The organism is Bradyrhizobium sp. 44, assembly GCF_023073095.1.
GTDB lineage: Bacteria > Pseudomonadota > Alphaproteobacteria > Rhizobiales > Xanthobacteraceae > Bradyrhizobium.
In genome coordinates, this window is record NZ_JADPIY010000004.1 from 232,895 (window position 1) to 257,967 (window position 25,073).

General features: G+C 64.5%; 22 protein-coding genes. 15 read left to right on the forward strand and 7 right to left on the reverse strand.

Translation table 11 applies throughout. The features are described 5' to 3' along the window. The first annotated feature begins 68 nt into the window (after positions 1–68). From IVB41_RS01100 to IVB41_RS01125, 6 genes are all read left to right on the forward strand, one after another. Entirely contained in the window at positions 69–884 is an 816-nt protein-coding gene (locus IVB41_RS01100) for a putative hydro-lyase (RefSeq protein WP_247425949.1), read from the forward strand. Between the two features lie 89 nt (positions 885–973). Next, on the forward strand, positions 974–2,218 hold the full coding sequence (locus tag IVB41_RS01105) for an ABC transporter substrate-binding protein (RefSeq protein ID WP_247425951.1): 1,245 nt from the start codon (positions 974–976) through the stop codon (positions 2,216–2,218). Between the two features lie 162 nt (positions 2,219–2,380). Next, entirely contained in the window at positions 2,381–3,259 is an 879-nt protein-coding gene (locus IVB41_RS01110; protein WP_026233279.1) for a branched-chain amino acid ABC transporter permease, read from the forward strand. After that, on the forward strand, positions 3,259–4,242 hold the full coding sequence (locus IVB41_RS01115) for a branched-chain amino acid ABC transporter permease (protein ID WP_247425953.1): 984 nt from the start codon (positions 3,259–3,261) through the stop codon (positions 4,240–4,242). Before IVB41_RS01110 ends, IVB41_RS01115 begins: the two co-directional genes overlap by 1 nt. Further along, complete coding sequence (locus IVB41_RS01120; RefSeq protein ID WP_007593737.1) at positions 4,239–4,970, forward strand: ABC transporter ATP-binding protein; 732 nt, start codon at positions 4,239–4,241, stop codon at positions 4,968–4,970. The genes IVB41_RS01115 and IVB41_RS01120 overlap by 4 nt, the downstream gene beginning before the upstream one ends. After that, on the forward strand, positions 4,954–5,658 hold the full coding sequence (locus IVB41_RS01125; protein WP_027568941.1) for an ABC transporter ATP-binding protein: 705 nt from the start codon (positions 4,954–4,956) through the stop codon (positions 5,656–5,658). Before IVB41_RS01120 ends, IVB41_RS01125 begins: the two co-directional genes overlap by 17 nt. A gap of 81 nt (positions 5,659–5,739) precedes the next feature. On the opposite strand, the gene IVB41_RS01130 is transcribed toward IVB41_RS01125, so the two are convergent. Next, positions 5,740–5,952, reverse strand: a complete 213-nt coding sequence (locus IVB41_RS01130) for a hypothetical protein (protein WP_247399450.1) — start codon at positions 5,950–5,952, stop codon at positions 5,740–5,742. Then, positions 5,949–6,623, reverse strand: coding sequence for an aldolase (locus IVB41_RS01135; protein WP_247399449.1), 675 nt, complete (start codon positions 6,621–6,623; stop codon positions 5,949–5,951). The genes IVB41_RS01130 and IVB41_RS01135 overlap by 4 nt, the downstream gene beginning before the upstream one ends. Before the next feature lie 103 nt (positions 6,624–6,726). On the opposite strand from IVB41_RS01135, the gene ltnD reads away from it, so the two are divergent. The 6 genes from ltnD (at position 6,727) to IVB41_RS01165 (ending at position 16,199) form a co-directional block, all read left to right on the forward strand. Beyond that, entirely contained in the window at positions 6,727–7,644 is a 918-nt protein-coding gene (gene ltnD, locus IVB41_RS01140; protein WP_247425955.1) for an L-threonate dehydrogenase, read from the forward strand. A 16-nt stretch (positions 7,645–7,660) separates the two neighbouring features. Continuing rightward, positions 7,661–8,443 (forward strand): 2-oxo-tetronate isomerase, encoded by a 783-nt coding sequence (gene otnI / locus IVB41_RS01145; RefSeq protein WP_027516788.1) that lies wholly within the window; start codon positions 7,661–7,663, stop codon positions 8,441–8,443. Next, complete coding sequence (otnK, locus tag IVB41_RS01150; protein ID WP_247425957.1) at positions 8,440–9,732, forward strand: 3-oxo-tetronate kinase; 1,293 nt, start codon at positions 8,440–8,442, stop codon at positions 9,730–9,732. Before otnI ends, otnK begins: the two co-directional genes overlap by 4 nt. 169 nt (positions 9,733–9,901) lie before the next feature. Continuing rightward, positions 9,902–11,593 (forward strand): methyl-accepting chemotaxis protein, encoded by a 1,692-nt coding sequence (locus IVB41_RS01155; RefSeq protein ID WP_027568945.1) that lies wholly within the window; start codon positions 9,902–9,904, stop codon positions 11,591–11,593. Positions 11,594–11,836: 243 nt separating this feature from the next. Then, positions 11,837–15,016: an efflux RND transporter permease subunit gene (locus tag IVB41_RS01160; protein ID WP_247399438.1), complete on the forward strand. Its 3,180-nt coding sequence runs from the start codon at positions 11,837–11,839 to the stop codon at positions 15,014–15,016. Further along, positions 15,003–16,199 (forward strand): efflux RND transporter periplasmic adaptor subunit, encoded by a 1,197-nt coding sequence (locus IVB41_RS01165; RefSeq protein ID WP_247425959.1) that lies wholly within the window; start codon positions 15,003–15,005, stop codon positions 16,197–16,199. Before IVB41_RS01160 ends, IVB41_RS01165 begins: the two co-directional genes overlap by 14 nt. Positions 16,200–16,306: 107 nt before the next feature. Here the strand turns inward: IVB41_RS01165 and IVB41_RS01170 are convergent, their stop codons facing one another. Together IVB41_RS01170 and IVB41_RS01175 are read right to left on the reverse strand one after the other, a co-directional pair. Beyond that, positions 16,307–17,824, reverse strand: coding sequence for an acetyl-CoA acetyltransferase (locus tag IVB41_RS01170; RefSeq protein ID WP_247425961.1), 1,518 nt, complete (start codon positions 17,822–17,824; stop codon positions 16,307–16,309). A gap of 119 nt (positions 17,825–17,943) precedes the next feature. After that, positions 17,944–19,077: a nitronate monooxygenase gene (locus tag IVB41_RS01175; RefSeq protein WP_247425964.1), complete on the reverse strand. Its 1,134-nt coding sequence runs from the start codon at positions 19,075–19,077 to the stop codon at positions 17,944–17,946. Positions 19,078–19,380: 303 nt separating this feature from the next. Here IVB41_RS01175 and yghU point away from each other — a divergent pair, with 303 nt between their 5' ends. Beyond that, a complete protein-coding gene (yghU, locus tag IVB41_RS01180) occupies positions 19,381–20,262 on the forward strand; it encodes a glutathione-dependent disulfide-bond oxidoreductase (protein WP_247425966.1) in 882 nt (293 codons plus the stop codon). 135 nt (positions 20,263–20,397) lie between these two features. On the opposite strand, the gene IVB41_RS01185 is transcribed toward yghU, so the two are convergent. From IVB41_RS01185 to IVB41_RS01195, 3 genes are all read right to left on the reverse strand, one after another. Then, a complete protein-coding gene (locus IVB41_RS01185; protein WP_027516797.1) occupies positions 20,398–21,675 on the reverse strand; it encodes an acyl-CoA dehydrogenase family protein in 1,278 nt (425 codons plus the stop codon). Between the two features lie 273 nt (positions 21,676–21,948). Continuing rightward, complete coding sequence (locus IVB41_RS01190; RefSeq protein ID WP_247399420.1) at positions 21,949–22,329, reverse strand: VOC family protein; 381 nt, start codon at positions 22,327–22,329, stop codon at positions 21,949–21,951. Positions 22,330–22,354: 25 nt separating this feature from the next. Beyond that, positions 22,355–23,134 (reverse strand): SDR family NAD(P)-dependent oxidoreductase, encoded by a 780-nt coding sequence (locus tag IVB41_RS01195; protein ID WP_027568953.1) that lies wholly within the window; start codon positions 23,132–23,134, stop codon positions 22,355–22,357. A gap of 165 nt (positions 23,135–23,299) precedes the next feature. Between IVB41_RS01195 and IVB41_RS01200 the strand changes: the two genes are divergently transcribed. Both IVB41_RS01200 and IVB41_RS01205 read left to right on the forward strand, forming a co-directional pair. Further along, a complete protein-coding gene (locus tag IVB41_RS01200) occupies positions 23,300–24,088 on the forward strand; it encodes an enoyl-CoA hydratase/isomerase (RefSeq protein WP_027568954.1) in 789 nt (262 codons plus the stop codon). Next, the gene (locus IVB41_RS01205; RefSeq protein WP_247425968.1) at positions 24,085–25,071 is read left to right on the forward strand and encodes a phosphotransferase family protein; all 987 of its coding nucleotides are present in this window, start codon (positions 24,085–24,087) and stop codon (positions 25,069–25,071) included. The genes IVB41_RS01200 and IVB41_RS01205 overlap by 4 nt, the downstream gene beginning before the upstream one ends. Positions 25,072–25,073 lie beyond the last annotated feature (2 nt).

The window sequence follows — 25,073 nt, forward strand, 5'->3', positions numbered from 1 at the left end:
GAAGATTAGACTTTATAGCACGCGTGGTGTTGGCTTGTCTTTGTCGAGTTTATAGGCAGGTCGATCCCATGACTGTTTTGGTGGCAGTGCAGCAAACTGAAACGCCCGACACGCTCCCGAGCCGCAAGGCGCGGCTTGCCTACCGCGAGGGGCTGGTCGCCTCCACCGCCGGCGTTGCCCCCGGCTTCATCCAGGGCAATCTGGCGATCCTGCCGGCGGAATATGCCGGCGCCTTTCACCGCTTCTGCCAGCTCAATCCCAAGCCGTGCCCCATCATCGGCATGTCCGATGTGGGCAGTCCGCACATCCCGGCGCTGGGCGCCGATCTCGACATCCGCACCGACGTGCCGCGCTATCGCGTCTGGCGCGACGGCGAGGTCGTGGACGAGCCGATCGATGTGACAAAGCATTGGCGCGACGATCTCGTGACCTTCGTGCTCGGCTGCTCGTTCTCGTTCGAAGAGGCGCTGCTCGACGAGGGCATGCCGATCCGCCACATCGAGCACAATGTGCGCGTGCCGATGTATCGCACCAACATCGCTTGCGGCGAGTCCGGTCCCTTCGCCGGTCCCATGGTGGTGTCGATGCGTCCGTTCAAGGCGGCGGATGCGATCCGCGCGGTGCAGATCACCTCGCGCTATCCGGCCGTGCACGGCGCGCCCGTGCATCTCGGCCATCCGCACCTGATCGGTATCAAGGACATCGCCAAGCCCGATTACGGCGATCCGGTGCCGGTCGCCGACGACGAGATCCCGGTGTTCTGGGCCTGCGGCGTGACACCGCAATCGATCATCAACGCTGCCAAGCTGCCGTTCGCGATCACGCATTCGCCCGGCCTGATGCTGGTGACGGATCTCAAGAACAGGACCATGGCCGTGATTTAGTGGGCAGCGTTTGCTGCTTCTTCGAGCTTTACCGCATCCATCAATCGCTTCATTCGATCAGCCGAAATTCAGTAACAGGGGACTTTGCCATGACGATCACTCGCCGCGACGTATTGTTGGGAGCCACCGCTACGGCCGCGCTGGTGCCGCTGGCCGCCCGCGCACAGACTTCGGAAGTCGTGATCGGCGTGATCTATCCGTTCTCCGGCGGCAGCGCGCAGCAGGGCGTCGACGCGCAGAAGGCCTATGAGACCGCGCTCGAGGTCATCAACAAGGACACCGATTTCGACCTGCCGCTGGCGAAGGGCGAGGGCTTGCCGGGTCTCGGCGGCGCAAAGGTCCGCCTCGTGTTCGCCGACCACCAGGCCGATCCGCAGAAGGGCCGCGCCGAGGCCGAGCGCCTGATCACGCAGGAGAAGGTCTCCGCCATCATCGGCACCTATCAGAGCGCGGTCGCCGTCACCGTCAGCCAGATCTGCGAGCGCTATCAGATCCCGTTCGTCTCCGCCGACAACTCCTCGCCGAGCCTGCACCGTCGCGGCCTGAAATATTACTTCCGCGCCGCGCCGCATGACGAGATGTACTCGGCCGCCATGTTCGACTTCTTCGATGCGTTGAAGAAGAAGGGCACCAAGATCGAGACGCTGTCGCTGTTCCACGAGGACACCATCTTCGGCACCGATTCCGGTAATGCCCAGGCCAAGATCGCCGGCGAGCGCGGCTACAAGATCGTTTCCGACATCAAGTATCGCGCCAACTCGCCCTCGCTCTCGGCCGAGGTGCAGCAGCTCAAGAGCGCGAACGCCGACGTGCTGATGCCCTCGAGCTACACCACCGATGGCATCCTGCTGGTGAAGACCATGGGCGAGCTCGGTTACAAGCCGAACGCGATCGTGGCGCAGGACGCCGGCTTCTCCGAGAAGGCGCTCTACGACGCCGTCGGCGACAAGCTCGAAGGCGTGATCTCGCGCGGCACCTTCTCGCTCGATCTCGCACAGAAGCGCCCGATGGTCGGCAAGATCAACGATATGTTCAAGACGCGGTCGGGCAAGGATTTCAACGATCTCACCTCGCGTCAGTTCATGGGCCTGATCATCCTCGCCGACGCCATTAGCCGCGCCAAGTCGACCGACGGCGAGAAGATCCGCGACGCGCTGGCCGCCACCGACATCCCGGGTGAGCAGACCATCATGCCCTGGAAGCGCGTCAAGTTCGACGAGATGGGCCAGAACAACGACGCTGACCCTGTGCTGCTGCAATATGTCGGCGGCAAGTTCGTCACCATCTTCCCGCCGCAGGCCGCGATCGCCGAAGCGGTCTGGCCGATGAAGTAAGCGGGGAAGCAGGCGAGCAATCGAGATCGTCGCAAGAGCCTCGTCATTGCGAGGAGCGAAGCGACGAAGCAATCCAGACTGTCTCCGCAACGAGATTCTGGATTGCTTCGCTTCGCTCGCAATGACGGAGTAAACGATGTTATTTCGAGCGGGGGACCACCGGTGACAGCCCAAACAATTATCCAAAGTCTCGCGAGCGGCCTTCTCATGGGCCTGCTCTACGGACTGATCGCCGTCGGCCTCGCGTTGATCTTCGGCCTGATGGACGTCGTGAACTTCGCCCATGGTGAGTTCCTGATGATCGCGATGTATGTGAGCTTCTTCCTGTTCACGTTCTTCGCCATCGATCCCTTGCTGTCGGCGCCGCTGGTGGCCGCCGCGCTGTTCGTATTCGGAGCGGTCGTCTATTTGTTGATCGTACGCTTCGCCATGCGGGCCAAGGCCAATGCCGGCATGGTGCAGATATTCTCCACCTTTGGCCTCGCCATCGTGATGCGCGGCCTCGCGCAATTCTTCTTCACGCCTGACTATCGCAGCGTTCCGCAGTCCTGGCTCGGCGGCAAGACGATCTCGATCGCCGGCGTCTTCCTGCCGGAGCCGCAGCTCATGGGTGCGCTGGTTTCGATCCTGGCCTTTGCCGGCCTCTACTTCTTCATCCATCGCACCGATTTCGGTCGCGCGCTGGAGGCCACCCGTGAAGATCCCGGCGCGGTGGCCCTCGTCGGCATCGACAAGAACCGCGTGTTCGCACTCGGCTGGGGGCTTGGTGCCGCGCTGGTAGGCCTCGCCGGAGCGATCATGGCAAGCTTCTTCTATATTTATCCCGACGTCGGCGCGTCCTTTGCGCTGATCGCCTACGTCACGGTCGCGCTCGGCGGCTTCGGCAGCGTGTTCGGCGCTTTCGCCGGCGGGATCATCGTCGGCCTCGTCGAGGCAACCACCGCGCTGGTGCTGCCGCCGTCGCTGAAATCGGTCGGCATTTACGCCGTCTACCTGCTGGTCGTCTTCATCCGGCCGCGCGGCCTGTTCGGATCGATGTGATGGACAAGGATTTTGCCGCGCGGCGCCGCCGCGACCTCATCATCGCCGCGGTGTTGACCGCCCTGGCGGCGCTCGCGCCGCTGCTCATCAAGGACGTCTACGTCCAGAACATCCTGATCCTGACCTTGATGTATGCGGCGCTGTCGCAGAGCTGGAATATTCTCTCCGGCTATTGCGGGCAGATCTCGCTGGGACACGCGCTCTATTTCGGCATCGGCGCCTACACGACCGAGCTGCTGTTCACCAAATTCGGCGTGCTGCCATGGTTCGGCATGCTCGCCGGCGGCGCAGTCGCGGCCGCGATCGCGATGGGGCTCGGCTATCCCTTCTTCCGCCTGCGCGGCCATTACTTCGTGATCGCGACCATCGTTATCGCCGAGATCGGGCTGCTGCTGTTCCAGAACTGGGAATGGGCGGGGGCCGCGATGGGAATCACCATTCCGGTGCGCGGCGACAGCTGGCTGAAGTTCCAGTTCATGCGCAGCAAGCTGCCGTACTTCTATTTCGCACTGGTGCTATGCAGCCTCGCCTGGTTCGTCACCTGGTGGTTGGAGGACTCCAAATGGGGCTTCTGGTGGCGCGCGGTGAAGGACAATCCGGAAGCGGCCGAGAGCCTCGGCGTCGTCGTGTTCAACTCCAAGATGGGCGCGGCTGCCGTCTCCGCTTTCCTCGTTGCCATCGGCGGCGCCTTCTACGCGCAGTTTCTCGCCTATATCGATCCTGAAAGCGTCATGGGCTTCCAGTTCTCGCTGCTGATGGCGTTGCCGGCCGTGCTCGGCGGCATCGGCACCCTCTGGGGGCCCGTGTTAGGAGCGGCCATCCTGATCCCGATGACGGAGCTGACGCGCTCCTATATCGGCGGCTCCGGCCGCGGCGTCGATCTCATCGTCTACGGCACGCTGATCGTGCTGATTTCGCTCGCCCTGCCACAGGGTCTGGTGAGCCTGTTCTCTCGTGCGAAGCGGAAGGGAGCCACGCGATGACCCCGCTGCTTGAAACCCGCGGCGTCTGGCAGCGCTTCGGCGGCCTCGTCGCCAACAGCGACGTCTCGATCTCGGTCGGCCGCGGCGAGATCGTCGGCCTGATCGGCCCGAATGGAGCCGGCAAGTCGACGCTGTTCAATCTCATCGCCGGCGTGCTGCCGCCGACGCAAGGCTCGATCTGGTTCGACGGCGAGGATGTCACCAGCATGCCGGCCGCCGAGCGCTGCCAGCGCGGCGTCGGTCGCACCTTCCAGGTCGTCAAGAGCTTCGAGACCATGACCGTTATCGACAACGTCATCGTCGGCGCTCTCGTGCGCAACACCGTAATGCGCGAGGCACGCCGCAAGGCTCATGAGGTGCTCGAATTTACCGGCCTTGCCGCGCGCGCCAACGTGCTCGCGAGCGACCTCGTGCCGGCCGAAAAGCGCCGCCTTGAAGTCGCGCGCGCGCTTGCAACAGAACCGAAATTGCTGCTGCTCGACGAAGTCCTCACTGGTCTTACGCCGACCGAGGCGCAGACCGGCGTCGCCCTGGTGCGCAAGGTGCGTGACGCCGGCATCACCGTGCTGATGGTCGAGCACGTCATGGAGATCGTGATGCCGCTGGTCGATCGCGCCATCGTGCTCGACCTCGGCAAGGTGCTGGTCGAGGGCAAGCCCACTGAAATCGTTCGCGATCCCAAGGTGATCAGCGCATATCTGGGAGATCGTCATGCTGTCGGTGCGTGAAGTCACGACCGCCTATCAGGGCCTGGTCGCGATCTCCGGGGTCAGCATCGAAGTCGCCAAGGGCGAGATCGTCTGCGTCGCCGGCGCCAACGGCGCGGGCAAGTCGACGCTGCTGAAATCCATCGCCGGCGCCGAGCGCCCGCGATCGGGCACGGTGACGTTCGACGGCAAGCGCCTCGACGGCATGGCGCAGCACCACATCACGGCGACCGGCATCGCCTATGTGCCGGAGAACCGCCGCCTGTTTCCGCGCCTCTCCGTGCGCGACAATCTGCGCCTCGGCAGCTATCTCTATCGCGGCGAGGCCGATCGCGAGAGCCCGCTCGATCTCGTGTTCCAGCTCTTTCCGCGCCTCTCCGAGCGCCTCGAGCAGCGGGCCGAGACGCTATCCGGCGGCGAGCAGCAGATGCTCGCGATCGGCCGCGCGCTGATGACGCGCCCGCGGCTGTTGATGCTGGACGAGCCCTCGCAGGGCATCATGCCGAAGCTCGTCGACGAGATCTTCCAGGCTGTGAAGCGCATCCGCGATGCCGGCATGACCGTGCTGATCGTGGAGCAACGCATGGCGGAGTGTCTCGAGATCGCCGACCGCGCCTATATCCTGCAGACCGGCCGCGTGCTGATGCAGGGCGCGGCAAGCGAGATCAAGGGCAATCCCGACGTGCGCAAGGCCTATCTGGGGCTGTAGCTACAAGCACACTGCCGTAGCCCGGATGAGCGAAGCGATATCCGGGGCAAGTGGTCCCGCATGTCGCTTCGCTCATGCGGGCTACGATTGCGGACCATGCCTTGCTTGAGCCGCGGCCAGCAACACCGCTTCGACGATTGCGTCGAACTCATCCTTTCCGATCGGATCAATTGCGGTCAGTTCATCGTATGTCTTCGTATAGGGAGACCACCAGTGATGGTGTAAGCCAATTTCGTGGAGAACGCGGGCCGCCGCCACTATCTCACTTGGTGTAGGCCGTGCTGGATCGGTCATTCCTCGTGCCCATGCTCCGGCAGCGCCACCCCAAACACCTTCACCAGATCCGTCACCTGCTCGGGCGACAAATACCGCGGGTTCATCCCGCGCAGCAGTAGATACAGCTTCGCCGTCTCCTCCAACTCCTCGGTCGCGAACACCGCTGCTTCCAGCGTATCGCCGGCGACGACCGGGCCGTGATTGGCGAGCAGCACGGATGAGTATTTTCCCGCCAGCCCCCTGATCGCATCCGCGACCGCGGGATCGCCGGGGCGGTAATAGGGCACGAGCGCGGTGGCGCCGCATTTCATCAGATAATAGGCCGTCATCGGCGGCAGCGCGGCGCGCGGGTCGATCTCCGGCAGCATCGACAGCGCAACCGAATGAGTGGAGTGCAGATGCACGATCGCCCTTGCGCTCCCGCGCGTGGCATAGAGTGCATTGTGCAGCGGAACTTCCTTGGTCGGCGCATCGCCCGAAACCAGTCGGCCCTGATCGTCCAGCCGCGACAGTTTTGCGGGATCGAGGAAGCCGAGCGAGGCATTGGTCGGCGTCACCAGCCAGCCGCCGCCGTCCAGCCTGACGCTGATATTGCCGGAGGAGCCGGGCGTCAGCCCACGCTCGAACAGGGACCGTCCGAAGCGGCAAATGTCTTCGCGCAGCAATGTCTCGTTGCTCATGGCCGTCATGTCCGTTTGTCTCACGCTTTGGCAGCGCGGCCAAGCCGTGTTATTCGGTTGGCAAGCTGCCGCAAAGGGTGGCCCTCCGGGAAACGTCGCAAGGATCAGTTGCATGTCCGCCTCCACGTCACAGAATCAGCGCATCGCCGTCATCGGGCTCGGCTCGATGGGGTTTGGCATGGCGACCTCGCTGAAGCGCGCCGGTCATGTCGTCACCGGCTGCGACGTCTCGGCTGAGGCGGTCGCGCGCTTCGTGACGGAGGGCGGCGCGGGCGCCAAGGCGCCGGCTGAGGCTGCCAAGGGCGCCGACATCGTCGTCAGCGTCGTCGTCAATGCCGCGCAGACCGAGACGATCCTGTTCGGCAAGGATGGCGTCGCGGAAACCATGGCCAAGGACAGCGTCTTCCTGTCGTCGGCGACCATGGATCCCGACGTGGCGCGGCGTCTCGCCAAGCAGTTGGAGGCGACCGGCCGGCACTATCTGGATGCACCGATCTCCGGCGGGGCGCAGCGCGCAGCGCAGGGCGAGCTGACGATCCTCGCCTCCGGCAGTCCGGCTGCGTTTGAGAAAGCGCGGCCCGCGCTCGATGCCATGGCCGCAAAGCTCTACGAACTTGGCGATGCCGCAGGCCAGGGCGCCGCCTTCAAGATGATCAACCAGTTGCTCGCCGGCGTGCATATCGCCGCCGCCAGCGAGGCGATCGCGTTCGCGGCCAAGCAGGGGCTCGATATCCGCAAGGTTTATGAGGTGATCACGGCGTCCGCCGGAAACTCCTGGATGTTCGAGAACCGCATGCCGCACGTGCTCGACGGCGATTACACGCCGCGCAGTGCGGTCGAGATCTTCGTCAAGGACCTCGGCATCATCCAGGACATGGCGCGCAGTGCCAGATTCCCGGTTCCGGTCTCCGCCGCAGCACTTCAGATGTTCTTGATGACGGCAGCCGCCGGCATGGGCCGCGATGATGATGCGTCGGTGGCGCGGATGTATGCGCGGGTCACCGGCGTGAAACTGCCCGGCGACAAGTAAGGATAAGAGGATTCCGATGCCCCGTTTTGCCGCCAATCTCTCGATGATGTTCACCGAGGTGCCGTTCCTCGACCGCTTCGATGCCGCTGCGGCAGCCGGCTTCACCGCCGTCGAGTTTCTCTTTCCCTATGAACATCCGGCCGAGGCGGTCGGCGAGCGGCTCAAGCGCAACGGCTTGACTCAGGCGCTGTTCAACCTGCCGCCGGGCGATTGGAATGCCGGCGAGAAGGGCTTTGCGGCACTCCCGTCGCGATTCCCCGAGCTCAAGGCGAGCCTGGAGACCGCGCTGCCCTACGCCAAGGCGACCGGCGTCAAGCGGCTGCATTTGATGGCGGGCATCGCCAACCGTGGCGAGCGCGTCGCGATCGAGGCGTTCTACAAATCGGTGGCGTGGGCCGCCGAGTTCTTTGCGCCGCACGGCATCGACATCGTGCTCGAGCCGATCAATGCACGCAACGTGCCCGGCTATTTCCTCAACGATTTCGGATTCGCGCGCGACCTGATCCAGGAGCTGCGGCTTCCGAACCTGAAACTCCAGTTCGACATCTATCACTGCCAGATCATCCATGGCGACGTCACGATGCGGCTGCGTGAGATGATGCCGGTCATCGGCCACATCCAGATCGCCAGCATCCCCTCGCGCAACGAGCCTGATGGCGAGGAGCTGAACTATCCGTTCCTGTTCGACGAACTCGACCGGCTCGGTTATGCCGGCTTCGTCGGCTGCGAATATAATCCGCGCGGCAAGACCACCGACGGCCTTGCCTGGTTCAAGCCTTATGCGGGAGTGAAGCCGTGACAGTTGCAGCGAAAATATCCCTTGGCTGCATTGCCGACGACTACACCGGCGCCTCCGACCTCGCCAACACGCTGACGCGCGCCGGCCTGCGCACCGTGCAGACCATCGGCGTGCCCGCGGACGATCTCGCGCTGCCCGAGGTCGACGCGGTCGTGGTGTCCTTGAAGAGCCGTTCGATCGAGGCCGGCCTTGCCGTGTCGCGCTCGCGCGCGGCCGAGACGTGGCTGCGCGGCCGCGGCGCAAGCCACGTGCTGTTCAAGATCTGCTCGACCTTCGATTCCACCGATGCGGGCAATATCGGCCCGGTGATGGACGCGCTGCGCGCCGATTGCGGCGAGGCGGCCGTGCTGCTGACGCCGGCCTTTCCGGAGACCGGCCGCACCGTCTACCAGGGCAATCTGTTCGTCGGCGCCGTGCCGCTGAACGAGAGCCCGCTGAAGGACCATCCGCTCAACCCGATGCACGATTCCAACCTGGTGCGCGTGCTGGCGCGCCAGAGCAAGACGCAAATCGGCCTCGTCGACCTCGCCACCGTCACGCGCGGCGCGGATGCCGTGCGGGCGCGGCTGTCCGAACTCGCCGGCAAGGGCATTGGCGCGGCGATCATCGACGCCGTGTTCGATCGCGACCTCGAAACCATCGGCCTCGTCGCTGCCCAGCATCGGTTGTCGGTCGGCGCCTCCGGCATGGGCCTTGGGCTGGCGCGGGCGCTGGTGTCTACAGGCAAGGTCACATCGACCGCGGCGAGCAGCGAGGCGGCGGGGGCAGCGGTCGGCGGACCGGCGGCGTGCCTGGCCGGAAGCTGCTCGCAGGCGACGCTTCAGCAGATCGCCAATGCCGAGCGTGTCATGCCGGTGCTGCATCTCGATCCGGACCGTATTACTACGGGCGAGGACGAGGCGCAGCGCGCACTGGCCTGGGCGAAGCCGCGACTGGCGGACGGTCCGGTCCTGATCGCATCGAGCTCGACGCCGGATCAGGTCGCCGCGCTCCAGGCGCGCCATGGCCGCGACGCGGCCGGTCACGCCATCGAACAGGCGATAGCCGACATTGCCGAGGGTCTGGTGCGGGCCGGCGTCAAGCGCCTGGTCGTTGCCGGCGGGGAAACATCCGGCGCCGTGGTCGACCGGCTGAAGATTCCCGGATTTCTCGTGGGGGTGGAGATCGCAGCCGGCGTCCCGGTGCTGCGTGCAGTCGGTGCTGAAAAGGGCGACATGCTGCTCGCCTTGAAGTCCGGAAACTTCGGCGGGCCGGAGTTTTTCTCCGACGCGCTTGGGCTCATGCGCTGAGCGCAGGGCATTTTTAGCGTCGTGTTCACTTGTTTCAGGCTTCCGTACTCGTACGGAGTCGTCGTTAACGTCCGCTCAGGTGCTCTGGTGTTGGATGTCGGTGCTGCTCCCTTAGGTTGATTCGTAAAGCTTCCGGACGCGCCGCCGCGCCAGCACAAAGAGACTCCATATGCTCGCCACTATTTCCATCCGCGCCAAGATCATCAGTGTCGTGGCGTTCCTGCTGGTCGCGATGGCCGGCATGGGCCTGCTCGCCGTCATGAAGATGCGGTCGATGAATGCCAACACCGTCGACATCACCACGAGCTGGATGCCCAGCGTGCGCGTGCTCGGGGATCTCCGGGCCGGCGTGATCACCTACCGCAATGTGATCCGGGAGCATATGCTGTCGGAAACGCTGGACGAGAAACTCGCGGCAGAGAAGACGCTCGCGACCGTGGTCGAGGCCAACACCAAGTTTCGCAAAACTTACGAAGACATGATCACCTCGCCTGAAGAGCGGGCACTCTACGGTGAATGGTCCAAGCTCTGGGACGAGTACAAGAAGGGCACGCAGGAGGTCATGGCGCTGTCTCGCAAGGAGGCCGGCAAGGTCCCGCACGAGGCGCATGAGCTGAACACCAAGACGGTCAACAAGATCGGGCTTCAGGCCGACGAGGTCCTGCGCAAGGACATCGAGCTCAACACCAAGGGTGGCGACCAGGCCGCGCAGGATGCCGCTGACAGCTATTCCTTCGCTTTCATGTTGGTTTCGATCATTCTTGGCGCCGCCGTGATCATCGGGATCGCCGTCGGCTTCTACCTCGTCCGGGACGTCTCCAGCGGTATCAACTCGATCATCGAGCCGATGCAGGCACTCGGTAAGGGCGAACTTTCCGCCGAAGTCCCGCATCGCGGTGAGAAGACCGAGATCGGCGCCATGGCCGACGTGCTCCAGATCTTCAAGGAAGCGCTGATCGCCAAGAAGGCCGCCGACGAGGCTGCCGCCGCCGATGCCGAAGCCAAGATCGAGCGCGGCCGCCGCGTCGACAACATCACCCGCGAATTCGAAACGATGATCGGCGAGATCGTTCAGACCGTGTCGTCGGCCTCGACCCAGTTGGAGGCCTCCGCCTCGACGCTGACCTCGACCGCCGACCGCTCCCAGCGGCTGGCGACCACGGTTGCCGGAGCGTCGGAGGAGGCCTCGACCAACGTGCAGTCGGTGGCCTCGGCCACCGAGGAGATGGCCTCATCGGTCGGCGAGATCAGCCGTCAGGTGCAGGAATCTGCGCGGATGGCGGGCGACGCCGTCGGCCAGGCGCGCACCACCACCGAACGCGTCAGCGAGCTCTCCAAGGCAGCCTCGCGCATCGGCGACGTCGTCGAGCTGATCAACACCATCGCAGGCCAGACCAACCTGTTGGCGCTGAACGCGACCATCGAAGCCGCGCGCGCCGGCGAAGCGGGCCGCGGCTTTGCGGTCGTCGCCTCCGAGGTGAAGGCGCTCGCCGAGCAGACCGCGAAGGCGACCGGTGAGATCGGCCAGCAGATTTCCGGCATCCAGGCGGCGACCAACGACTCGGTCGGCGCCATCAAGGAGATCTCGTCGACCATCGAGCGTCTGTCGGAGATCTCGTCGGCGATCGCGGCGGCCGTGGAAGAGCAGGGCGCGGCGACCCAGGAGATCGCCCGCAACGTCCAGCAGGCGGCGCAGGGCACCCAGCAGGTCTCCTCCAACATCACCGACGTGCAGCGCGGCGCGACCGAGACCGGCACGGCCTCCTCGCAGGTGCTGTCGGCGGCGCAGATGCTGTCGAACGACTCGAACCGGCTCAAGACCGAAGTCAGCAAGTTCCTGACCAACGTCCGCGCGGCCTAGGCCGGCAGGCACGAAATTCCTGAAAGCGGCGTCCTCGGGCGCCGCTTTTTACGCGGGGGACAGCAGCTTCTGTCATCTTTCGGGCATGAGCTGCATATCTGGAATGCGATTTCGCACTGCGATAGCAGGGAAGTTACCGCACGTGACGCAGCGTCGTTGGCCATTTGTGCGGTCTTCAGGTAAATCAGCCGAGGAACCCGCGGGGGCGGTGTTTCCTGTCCCTGATCTGGAATTGCCCAACGAATGATTGCTCTGGTCCGTATTGCCCTGAGCCGGCCCTACACGTTTGTCGTGCTCGCGCTCCTGCTTCTGATCATCGGACCGCTGGCGGCGCTGCGGACGCCGACCGACATCTTTCCGGACATCCGCATCCCCGTGATCGGGGTGGTCTGGCAATACACCGGCCTGCCGCCCGACCAGATGTCGGGCCGCATCACCACGCCGTTCCAGCGCGCACTGACGACGACGGTCAACGACATCGAGCACATCACCGCCAATTCCTATAACGGCTTTGGCATCATCAAGATATTCTTCCAGCCGAACGTCGATATCCGCACCGCCAATGCGCAGGTCACCGCGATCTCGCAGACGCTGATCAAGCAGATGCCGCCGGGCGCGACGCCGCCTCTGATCCTGAACTACTCCGCCTCCACCGTGCCGATCGTCCAGGTGGCGCTGTCGGGCGACGGGCTGACCGAGCAGAACCTCGCCGATATCGGCATCAACCAGCTGCGAACGCCGCTGGTCACCGTGCCTGGCGCAGCTATCCCGTACCCGTTTGGCGGCAAGCAGCGCCAGGTCCAGATCGACCTCGACCCGACCGCGCTCCAGGCGAGGGGCCTGTCCGGCCAGGACGTCGCCAACGCGCTCGCGGCCCAGAACCTGATCACGCCGGTCGGCACCCAGAAGATCGGGCAGTTCGAATACATCATTCAGCTCAACAACTCGCCGCTGAAGATCGACGAGCTCGGCAATCTGCCGATCAAGACCGTCAATGGCGCGATGGTCTATGTGCGCGACGTCGCGACCGTGCGCGACGGCAACCCGCCGCAGACCAACATCGTCCACGTCGACGGCAACCGCTCGGTGCTCATGATGGTGCTGAAGGCGGGCGCGACCTCGACGCTCGACATCATCGCGGGCATCAAGCAGAAGGTGATCGACGTCAAGGATCAGCTGCCGGACGGGCTCAAGATCGGCTTCATCGGTGATCAGTCGGTGTTCGTCCGCGGCGCCATCGAAGGCGTCGCGTTCGAAGGCGTGATCGCGGCGCTGCTCACCAGCATCATGATCCTGCTGTTCCTCGGCAGCTGGCGCTCGACCGTCATCATCGCGGTCTCGATCCCGCTCTCCGTGCTCGGCGCCATCATCATGCTGTCGGCGATCGGCGAGACGCTGAACATCATGACGCTCGGCGGCCTGGCTCTCGCGGTCGGCATCCTCGTCGACGACGCCACCGTCACGATCGAGAACATCAATTATCATCTGGAGCAGGGCAAGCCGGTCGAGCAGTCGATCCTCGACGGCGCCAACCAGATCGTGACGCCGGCCTTCGTCTCGCTGCTCTGCATCTGCATCGTGTTCGTGCCGATGTTCTTCCTCACCGGCGTGGCGCGCTTCCTGTTCGTGCCGATGGCGGAAGCGGTGATGTTCGCGATGATCTGGTCGTTCCTGCTGTCGCGTACGTTGGTGCCGACCATGGCGAACTATCTGTTGCAGGCACATGTCCATCACGAGGACGGTCCGCCGAAGTCGCGCAATCCCCTGGTGTGGTTCCAGCGCGGTTTCGAGGCTCGCTTCGAGCGTATTCGCGGCGGCTACCACAGTTTCCTCGGGCTCGCGCTCGCGCACCGTCCGGTGTTCGTGATCGGCTTCCTCTGCGTGGTCGGCGCGTCCTTCGCGCTGGTGCCGTTCCTCGGGCGCAACTTCTTCCCCGCGGTGGATGCCGGCAACATCCTGATGCACGTCCGCACCCAGGTCGGCACCCGCGTGGAGGAGACCGCGAACCAGCTCGCCGACGTGCAGAAGGCGATCCGCAAGCTGATCCCGGGCGAGATCGAAACGCTGACCGACAACATCGGCATGCCGATCTCCGGCATCAACATGACCTACAACAACACCGGCGTGATCGGCCCGCAGGATGGCGACATCCAGATCAAGCTAAAGGAAGGCCACAAGCCGACCGAGGAGCATGTGCGCGTACTGCGTGAGCAACTGCCGCGGCTGTTCCCCGGCGTCAGCTTCGCCTTCCTGCCAGCCGACATCGTCAGCCAGATCCTGAACTTCGGCGCGCCGGCGCCGATCGACCTGCAGATCCGCGGCGCCAATCTCAGCGCCAACTTCGCGTATGCCAACAATCTGCTGGCCAAGGTCCGCAGGATTCCCGGCGTCGCCGATGCGCGCATCCAGCAGTCGCCGAACAATCCGACCTTCAACATCGATGTCGACCGCACCCGCGCGCAATATGTCGGCCTGACCGAGCGCGACGTCACCAACAGTCTCGTGGTCAATCTTGCCGGCTCATCGCAGGTGGCGCCGACCTACTACCTTAATCCGGATAATGGCGTGTCCTATTCGATCGTGATGCAGACGCCGCAATATCAGATGGATTCGCTCAGCGCGCTTCAGACGTTGCCGATCACGGCCGCCGGCAATTCGCAGTCGCCGATCCTCGGCGGCATCGCCGACATCAAGCGCTCGACCTCGAGCGCGGTGGTCTCGCAATACGACATCCAGTCGATGGTGCAGATTTTCGCCACGACCTCGGGCCGCGATCTCGGTGCGGTCGCGACCGACATCCGCCAAGTGATCGCCGACACCGCCAAGGAGGTGCCGAAAGGCTCTTCCGTGGTGCTGCTCGGCCAGGTGCAGACCATGAACAGCGCCTTCACCGGCTTGTTGTTCGGCCTGCTCGGGGCGGTCGTCCTGATCTATTTCCTGATCGTCGTGAACTTCCAGTCCTGGTCCGATCCGTTCGTGATCATCACCGCGCTGCCTGCCGCGCTCGCCGGCATCGTCTGGATGCTGTTCGCCACGGAGACGACGCTGTCGGTACCGGCGCTGACCGGCGCCATCATGTGCATGGGCGTTGCCACCGCCAACAGCGTGCTCGTGATCTCGTTCGCGCGCGAGCGCTACGAGGAGCTCGGCGATCCCATCGCCGCGGCGCTGGAAGCCGGCTTCGTCCGGTTCCGCCCGGTGCTGATGACCGCGCTCGCCATGATCATCGGCATGGCGCCCATGGCCTTGGGGCTCGGCGAGGGCGGCGAGCAGAATGCGCCGCTCGGCCGCGCCGTGATCGGCGGCCTGATCTTTGCAACCTTCGCCACGCTGATGTTTGTTCCCGTGGTGTTCAGCATGGTACACAAGAAGCAAGGCGCCAAATCCGCCGCCTCCTTGGAGACCCCGCATGTCGCCCACTGAACCCCGCTCGCCGGTGTCGCACCGGAAACTGGGCCTTTTCGGCGTGGTGGCGCTGATCGCGGCGGGGCTGGTCGTGGGCACCGGCATCCGTGCCCGCGAGGAGCAGGGCTCCAGGCTGAAGGCATGGACCGATGACCAGGCCGTTCCCAGCGTCGCGGTGACGCTGCCCAATGCCAAGGCTCCCAATTCGACCATCGACTTGCCGGGCCGTCTCGAAGCCTATTATCGCGCGCCGATCTTCGCCCGCGTTCCCGGCTATCTCAAAAGCTGGAGCGCCGATATCGGTGCGCGGGTGAAGGCCGGTCAGGTGATCGCAGAGATCGAGGCGCCCGACCTCGACCAGCAACTGCTTCAGGCCCGCGCCGACCTCGCCAGCCAGCAGTCCAGCGCCAGGCTGTCGGAAGCCACCCTCAACCGCCGCAAGACGCTGGTCGCCTCCAATTTCGTCTCCGCGCAGGAGATCGACGAGCGTACCGCCGATCTCTCCAACAAGAACGCGGCGGTTCGCTCGGGCCAGGCCAATGTCGAGCGCCTCGAGGCGCTGGCCGGTTACAAGAAGATCACCGCTCCGTTTGACGGTGTTGTCACGGCGCGAGACACTGACGTCGGTGCGCTGATCAATTCAGGCGGCGGCTCGGGCCCGGCGATGTTCGTGGTCTCCGACATCACCAAGCTGCGCGTCTATATCAACGTGCCCCAGAACTACGTGCCCGCGATCAAGATCGGCGCCAAGGCCGCCATCGTGCTGCCGGAGTATCCGAACCGGACCTTCCAGGCGACGGTGGAGGCTTCCTCACAGGCGGTTGACGTCGCCTCCGGCACGACACGCATGCAACTCGGTCTCGATAATTCCTCAGGCGAGCTGATGCCCGGCGGCTACGCCAGCGTGAAGCTCAGCCTGCAGCGCGACACCGCGCCGCTCAGCATTCCCGCCAGCGCGCTGATCTTCAACGGCAGCGGCCTGCGCGTCGCAACCGTCGGTCCGGACGACAAGGTGCTGTTCAAGCCGGTGACCATCGCGCGCGATCTTGGTAAGGAAATCGAGCTCGCCTCGGGAATTGCAGCGGATGACCGCGTCATCACGGCACCACCGGACGGCCTTTCCGACGGCGACCAGGTCCGCGTCACCGGCGCCAAGGGCAAGCCGGCGACCGCGTCGGAGAAGCAGGCTCCGAAGGGGTAGCTTCGATTTCGTAGGGTGGGCAAAGCGAAGCGTGCCCACCATCTCTCTGCGGTCCTAAAAAGATTGGTGGGCACGGCTCAAGAGCGCCTTTGCCCACCCTACGAGAGCTACGCCACCCGCCACTCCGGCACGCCATCCGCAGCCATCGCGATCTCGCCCAGCGAACCCACCGGCGTCCTGTTCAAGTCGAGCAGATGCGCCAGTGTCGCGGTATCGCTCGCGGGAATTCGCGCCAGTGTGCGCCTGTCATCTTCGGTCCGCAGCATCACCACGCCATGCTCGACATCGCCGCTCCGGCCGTAGAGCACCGTAAAGCTCTCGACCTTGCCCTTGCCTGAGGCCGCCGTGACGAACTCCGGCACCGCGCGCTTGTTGCTGTCTGCCGCCGCCTGCACGCTCGTCTCCTGTGCCAATGCTTCACGCGGCGCCGCCTTCGATACCACCAGCGCATGATGCTTGGTGACGAAGCCGCCCTGGCCGTAGAGCAGGCCGAGCGTTGCGCCGTCGCGCACACGCCGCACCATCGCGCAGGCGGCATGGGTCATGTAGGTGTTGAGCGGCGCACCGAAGAAGGTGAGGCCGCCTGTTACGGTCGGCTTCACGTCCGCACCCAGGCCCAGCGTCCGCCGCGCCATCTTGGGCACGCACGGGAAGCAGCTATAGAGCTCTATCGCATCGAATTTCTTGCCGTCGCCGCCGGCGAGATCCATCACGGCCTTCAAGACGGCGTTCTGCGGATGGCTCTCGTAAAACTGGTCGCGGAGGAGATAGTCGCGCGGTTCTTCCGCCGAGGCGCCGCCGAGTGGATAGACCAGCTTGTCCTCGGCGATGCCTGCCGCACGCGCCTTGGTGAGGCTGGTGAGCAGCAGCGCGCCGCCCATGTTGACGCTCGGGTTGGCAACCATCAGCTTGTTGTAGGGCCAGGCGATCAGGCGGTTGTCCGCCGTCGGCGTCGTGATTTCGTCGGGCGTATAGCGCCGCTTCAGCCAGGCGTTGGGATTTTGCGCAGCGGCCTCGGAATAGCGTGACCAGAGTGTACCCGACTCTGCCATCGCCTCGCGCGGTGTCTGGCCCCAATGGGCGGACGATGCCGCTTCATAGAACGGATAGACCGTCACGGGTCGGAACACGCCGAGCTTCACGGCCAAGGGTTTCTGAAACGCCGCGCCGCGTTTCGGCTCCTCGACGTCATGGGCGAACGGCGTCCATGGCAGCTTCGCGCCGGCGCGCTCCGCCTTGGTCGCTGTCGACTGTGCCTCCGCGCCGCAAACTGCGGCAACACTGCATTCACCCCGCGCGATGCGCTTTGCTGCCTCGTGGATGTAGCGGATCGGGCTCTCGCCGCCGACCGGGCCGTAAGAGCAATGCGAAGGCGAGATGCCGAGCCGTTGCGCCAGCAGCTTTTCCGGATCGCGATAGCGCCAGCTCAGGAAGTTGACGACGTCGAGCGATTGCACCTCGCCGAGCAGCCTTGCGCCGGCATCAGCTTCCGCGCGCAGCAAGGCCTGTTCGAGCAGGTCGAGCGGCTCGAGGCCATCGGTGATCTCCTTGGGACGGTCGATAATCTCGCCGACGCCGACGATGACGGGGATGCGGTCTTCGGGGGTATGTTTCTTATCTGTCATGCTTCAATTCACGATGTGTCAGTTGTTTCGTCATTGCGAACGCAGCGAAGCAATCCAGGGTTTTCCCGCGATGGTAGTCTGGATTGCTTCGCTGCGCTCGCAATGACGGTGCGTGGCAATCACTCCGCCACCAGCGCATTCATGTGCTCGACGGCTTCGGCAAAATCTTCCTTGAATTCCTGCACCACCGCGCCGGCCGATTTCACGCTGTCGATCAGCCCGACGCCCTGGCCGACGAAATAGCTGACGAGATCGCGGGCCTTCGCGTTGCCGCCCGCCGCCGCGCGGTCGATCGCCTTGAAGGCGTCGCGGCTGACGATGCTTTGCAGCGGCATCGGCAATGCGCCGGGGCTCTCGGCTGCGCGGTCCCAGGCGTCGGTCCAGACCGAACGAAGCTGCCGCGCCGGCTTTCCGGTGCGGCCCTTCGAGCGCACCGCATCGCGCGACGATGCCGCGATCATCTTCTCGCGAAAGATCTCCGTGGTCTCGGCCTCGACGGTGGCAAGCCACACCGAGCCGGTCCAGGCGCCGGCCGCGCCCATCGCCATGCAGGCCGCCATCTGCCGTCCGGTCATGATGCCGCCGGCCGCCAGCACCGGCACGTCGCGGATATTCTTGATCGCCTTGATCACCTCCGGCACCAGCACCATGGTCGAGACCTCGCCGCAATGGCCGCCGGCCTCGGTGCCCTGGACCACGAGGATATCGACGCCGGCCGCGACCTGGCGCAGCGCGTGCTCCTTGGCCCCGACCAGCGCCGCGACCGGCACGCCGTGCTTCCTGCCCATCTCGATCATGGCCTTCGGCGGCACGCCCAAGGCATTGGCGATCAGGCGGATCGGGTGCTTGAACGAGACCTCCAGCAGCTCCAACGCGGTCCTGCCATCGAACGGCTGCGGCTGGTTGTCGGCGACCTCGGTGGTCGTGAGTTCGATGTCGTATCCCTTCAGGAGATCGCGTGTGTAGTCGCGATGCGCCTGCGGCACGCGTGCTTCAAGGCTCTTCCAGGTGACGTCCTTCTCGCCCGCAGTCGAGATGTTTTCGGGGATCAGCACATCGATGCCGTAGGGCTTGCCGTCGACGTGATCGTCGATCCATCTCAGCTCGCGCTCCAGCGTATCCGGCGTGTGCACGGTCGCACCTAACACGCCAAATCCGCCGGCGCGGCTGACGGCGGCGACGACATCGCGGCAATGGCTGAAGGCGAGCAGGGGGAAATCGATGCCCAGCATGTCGCAGATCGGCGATTTCATCGTTCCCTCCGGCGGCCTCGCGTTGCTGTCATTGCAATCTTGAGCGAAGGCTCATCGACGCTAGACCATCGTCTTGCGCAATGCCAATCCGGATTTGGCAGCGCATCTTGCGTGCACACGCCGTATTGCGCGAAGCCGTACGCCCGGCTCGACAGATGCGGATTCTCGTGATGCCCGTCCTCGGCAACGTCGGATGCATGACGCGGCCTCGAGGCCCGCGCCGGACGCAGGGCCGGCAGGGCTTGCCATCGGCCGTCCGTGGGCTAATTAATGCAGGCGCATCTTTTTCGCCGGAGCCCTCTCATGACCGACGCCCCCGCCTACGTGCCGCCGAATGTCTGGACCTGGAACAAGGAAAACGGCGGACAGTTCGCCAGCATCAACCGTCCCATTGCCGGTCCCACCCATGACAAGGAGCTGCCGGTCGGCAAGCATCCCTTCCAGCTCTATTCGCTGGCGACGCCGAACGGGGTGAAGGTCACGGTCATGCTGGAGGAGCTTCTGGCGCTCGGCCACATGGGCGCGGAGTACGACGCCTGGCTCATCAAGATCAGCAACGGCGACCAGTTCGGCAGCGGTTTTGTCGACATCAATCCGAATTCCAAGATCCCGGCGCTGATGGACCGCTCCGGCCCGGAGCCGATCCGGGTGTTCGAGTCCGGCTCCATCCTCTTCTACCTCGCGGAAAAGTTCGGCGCGTTCCTGCCGAAGGACATCAAGAGCCGCACCGAGGCGATGTCGTGGCTGTTCTGGCAGATGGGCAGCGCGCCCTATCTCGGCGGTGGCTTCGGCCATTTCTACGCCTACGCGCCGACCAAGATCGAATATGCCATCGACCGTTTCGCAATGGAGACCAAGCGCCAGCTCGACGTGCTCGACCGCCGGCTCGCCGACAACGAATATCTCGCCGGCAGCGAATACACCATCGCCGACATGGCGGTATGGCCCTGGTACGGCGCGCTCGCCAAGGGGCTGGTCTATGGCGCCGGCGAATTCCTCTCGGTGCAGGACTACAAGCACGTGCAGCGCTGGACCGACCAGATCGCCAAGCGCCCGGCCGTCAAGCGCGGCCGCATGGTCAACCGCGTCTCCGGCGATCCCGCCAGCCAGCTCCACGAGCGGCATGATGCCGGCGATTTCGAGACCAGGACGCAGGACAAGATCGAGGCAGCGAAGCCTGCGTGAAGCTATTCGCAGATGTCGTAGGGTGGGCAAAGCGAACCGTGCCCACCACTTCTTGCGATACGATGGTGGGCACGGCGCGCGAAGAGCGCACCTTTGCCCACCCCACGGCTCTTCCCGAGCGGGAAGAGGTAGCGCTCACGCCATGCTCAACTCGTGGCGTCCCACCACCATCCAGTGCACCTCGTCCGGACCATCCGCGAAGCGCAGATGGCGGACATCCTGGTACATTTCGGCGAGCGGGGTCCAGTGCGAGATGCCGGTGGCGCCGTGCATCTGGATCGACTGGTCGATGATCTTGCAAGCTCGCTCCGGCACCATGGCCTTGACCATGGAGACCCAGACGCGGGCCTCCTTGTTGCCGAGCACGTCCATGGCCTTGGCGGCCTTCAGCACCATCAGCCGCATCGCCTCGATCTCGCAGCGCGCCTGCGCGATGATCTGCATGTTGCCGCCGAGATGGGCGATCTTCTTGCCGAATGCTTCGCGGGTGAGGCCACGCTGCACCATCAAATCGAGCGCCTTCTCCGCCTTGCCGATGGTGCGCATGCAGTGATGGATGCGGCCCGGGCCCAGCCGAAGCTGCGAGATCTCGAAGCCGCGGCCTTCGCCGAGCAGAATGTTCTCCTTGGGCACGCGCACATTGTTGAAGCGCATATGCATATGGCCGCGCGGCGCGTGGTCCTGGCCGAACACGTACATGGGGCCGAGCACCTCGACGCCGGGCGTGTCACGCGGCACCAGGATCTGCGACTGCTGCTTGCTCGGCGCCGCATCCGGATTGGTCTTCACCATCACGATGAGGATCTTGCAGCGGGGATCGCCGACGCCGGAAATGTAATACTTCTCGCCGTTGATGACCCATTCGTCGCCGACGAGCTTTGCACTCGTCGAGATGTTCTTGGCATCGGAGGAGGCGACGTTCGGCTCGGTCATGACATAGGCCGAGCGGATCTCGCCGTTCATCAGCGGCTTCAGCCACTTCTCCTTCTGCTCCTTGGTGCCGACGCGCTCCAGCACCTCCATGTTGCCGGTATCAGGCGCCGAGCAGTTCATGCTCTCCGAGGCCAGCGGGCTCTTGCCGAGCTCGGAGGCGATATAGGCGTAGTCGAGATTCTTCAGGCCCTGGCCGGTCTCGTCGTCGGGCAGGAAGAAGTTCCAGAGGCCTTCCTGCTTGGCCTTGTTCTTGGCCTTCTCCAGCACCTCGAGCTGCTTTGGGGTGAAGCTCCAGCGGTCCTCCTTGCCTTCGCCGGCCTTGGCGAACTCGATCGACATCGGCTCGACGGTGTCGCGGATGAACTTCCTGACGTGATCATAGAGCGGCCGGACCTGGTCCGACATCCTGAGGTCGTTGAGCTCGTCGCCGGGATTGAGGGTGTAGTTGGTGGTGCGGGGAATATAGGTGTGTTTTGTCATTGTTCCTCCCGGGGGCGCTGAGATCGTGTTGGACGCGAGAATAGTCGCAGCGTCGCCAAAGTGCGAGCGCGCATTTTTCAACGCGAGCCATGCCATGCGATGGAATATCGCGAGGGCGTTTGAAATGTTGTTTGAATGGGCGGCATTCTCGCTGTCATCGCCCGACTTGATCGGGCGATCCAGTACTCCGAGGCGTATGTGATCTATCGAGAAGCCGCGGCGTACTGGATGCCCCGGTCAAGCCGGGGCATGACAGCGGTCGTTGCGGCTGGCTCAGTTCGCCATCCGATGCATCGCGCAGATCTTGTTGCCGTCGAGGTCGCGCAAATACGCGATATAGAGGTTGACGCCGGGGCCCTGGCGGATGCCGGGAGGATCTTCGCAGGGAATGCCGCCGGCAGCGATGCCGGCCGTATGCCATGCATTGACCTGCTCCGGCGAGTTGGCGGCAAAGCCGATGGTGCCGCCATTCGCAGGCGTCGCCGCTTCGCCGTTGATCGGCTTTGTGACCGAGAACACGCCGGTCTTGGTGATGTAGAAGATGCGATGGCCGTCGACGCGCGCCGGCCGCACCTCGAGCGTGGACAGCAAATTGTCGTAAAAGCCCTTGGCCTTGTCGAGGTCGTTGGTGCCGATCATGACGTGTGAAAACATGTGCTCGTTCCCCTCATTATGAAAATCAAAACGCCGTATAACCGCCGTCGATCACGAACGTATCCGCCGTGTGGTACGACGACGCCTTGCTCATCAGATACACCGCGATGCCGCCGAAATCGCTGGCCTCGCCGAAGCGCCGCACCGGAATTCGCGGCATCACGTTGGCCACGAATTTTTCGTTAGCCATCAGGCCCGACGTCATGTCGCTCTTGATCCAGCCGGGCAGGATCGCATTCGCGGTGACGCCGTGGCGCGCTAGCTCGACGCCGAGCGCGCGGACCAGCGCGTTGATCGCGGCCTTGGTCGCCGCGTAGTGCTCGTTGCGGGCGGTGCCGAAGATCGAGGCGAGGCTCGAGGTCGCCACCAGCCGGCCGAAGGGATCGCCCGCCTCGGCGCGCTGGGTCATGTGTTTTGCGGCCGTCTGGAACGCGTGGAACACGCCGTCGAGATTGGTCGCAAACATTGTGCGCCATTCCTCTTCGGTGCGTTCGATGAAGGAGCGCCGGCCGCCGCCGCCGATGCCGGCATTGGCGAAGCAGCCGTCGACGCGGCCGAATGTGTCCAGCGTGGCCTTCATAGCGGCATTGACCGAGGCCGGGTCGGTGACGTCGCAGACCCGCGCGTCGACCTTGCCGGGCAAGCCCGCCAGGCTCGCGGCAGCGCTGCTGTTCTTGTCAGGATTGCGGCCCCAGATCGAGACGTTGCAGCCCTGGCCGGCGAGCGCCTGCGCGATGCCGAGTCCGATCCCGCCATTGCCGCCGGTGATCACGGCGACCCGTCCTGAAAGGTCGAAAAGGTTCATGGCGCGTTTCCTGTTTTTGCTTGGCGCGCATCAGCCGCTGCGCGCAAGATTGCTTGCTATGCTCCGATCACCATGGACAAGACCGCGCCAAAAATCAAATATGCGCCCCGGCAAAAGCAATTCCGGTCTGCGAAACTGGTGCAGGCCGCAACTCACGAGGAAACCATGCAGTTCAAACACGTCACGCTCGATCTCGATGGTTCGGTCGCGATCCTCAAGCTCGATCATCAGGAGGTGATGAACGCGGTCTCCGTCGACATGCTGGGCGGTCTCGCGGAAGCGCTCGACGCGATCGAGGAAAAGAAGGACGAGGTGCGCTGCGTCGTGCTCACCGGCGCGGGACGGGCGTTCTGCACCGGCGCCAATCTGCAGGGCCGCAATAACCAGTCGAAGAAGACCAAGGCCGGCCTGACGCTCGAGACCGGTTTTCATCCCTTCCTGCGCCGCATCCGCAATCTGCATTGCCCGATCGTGACTGCGGTCAACGGCCCGGCGGCCGGTGCCGGCATGAGCTTCGCGCTGCTCGGCGACATGATTTTATGCGCGCGCTCGTCCTATTTCCTGCAAGCCTTCCGCCGTATCGGCCTCGTGCCGGATTGCGGCTCGACCTGGCTCTTGCCGCGGCTGATCGGCAAGGCACGCTCGATCGAATTGTCGCTGATGGGCGAGCGGCTTCCCGCCGAGAAGGCGCTGGAATGGGGCCTCGTCAACCGCGTCTATGATGACGGCGTGCTGATGGAGGAGGCGATGAAGCTCGCGCGCGACCTCGCCAGCGGCCCGACGGTCGCGCTGTCGCTGATCCGCAAGCTCTATTGGGACAGCCCGGAAAATTCCTTCGAGGATCAGCTCAATCTCGAATTCCAATGCCAGCTCCGCGCCGGCGACACGGATGATTTCCGCGAAGGCGTCGGCGCGTTCCTGGAGAAGCGCCCTGCGCAGTTCAAGGGCAAATGATCGAGCCCGAGCTCTCCCGCAGCGTTGCGCGCTGGTGCAAGGGGGCGACCGGCGTGACCGGCGCGGCCAAGCTGTCCGGCGGCGCCAGCCAGGAGACCTGGCGCTTCGACATCGTGCATCCCGACGGGCCGATCGGTGCGATCTTGCGCCGCTCGCCGAAAGGCTATGGCGCGGCGCCGACGCGCGCGGCGGGTCTTGCCGCCGAAGCGCAACTGATGAAGCTCGCCTATGAGGCCGGCGTGCCGTCGCCGCGCGTGATGCATGTGCTGACGCCGGACGACGATCTCGGCACCGGCTTCATCATGCAGCGCGTCGAGGGAGAAACCATCGCGCGCAAGATCCTGCGCGACGACGAGTTCGCCGCGGCGCGGCCGCTTCTCGCACGGCAGATCGGCGGCGTGCTCGCGAAGCTGCACGGGCTATCAGGCGACAAATTGCCCAAGCTGCGCAGCCGGTCCGCGACCCAGGAGATCGGCGAGTTCGAACGCGATTATCGCAGCCTGGACTGGCCAAAGCCGGTGTTCGAATTGGCGCTGCGCTGGCTGCGCGACCAGGACCCGGGTCCCGCCGGCGAGACGACGCTGGTGCATGGCGATTTCCGCAACGGCAATCTCATCATCGGTGCCGACGGCGTGCGTGCGGTGCTGGACTGGGAGCTCGCCCATCTCGGCGATCCCATGGAGGATCTCGGCTGGGTCTGCGTCAACTCCTGGCGCTTTGGCGAGATCGACAAGCCGGTCGGCGGCTTTGGCTCGCGTGAGGAGCTGTTCGCCGGCTATGAGGCGGCTGGGCGGAAGGTCGATCCATCGCGTGTCAAATTCTGGGAAGTGATGGGCACGCTGCGCTGGGGCATCATGTGCGGCGGCATGATGCAGCGCTTTCGCGAAAGTCCGGACCATTCGATGGAACGCGCCATGATCGGCCGTCGCGCTTCCGAGACCGAGATCGATCTGTTGCGGCTGCTCGCGCCGCGGGGGAGTTGACC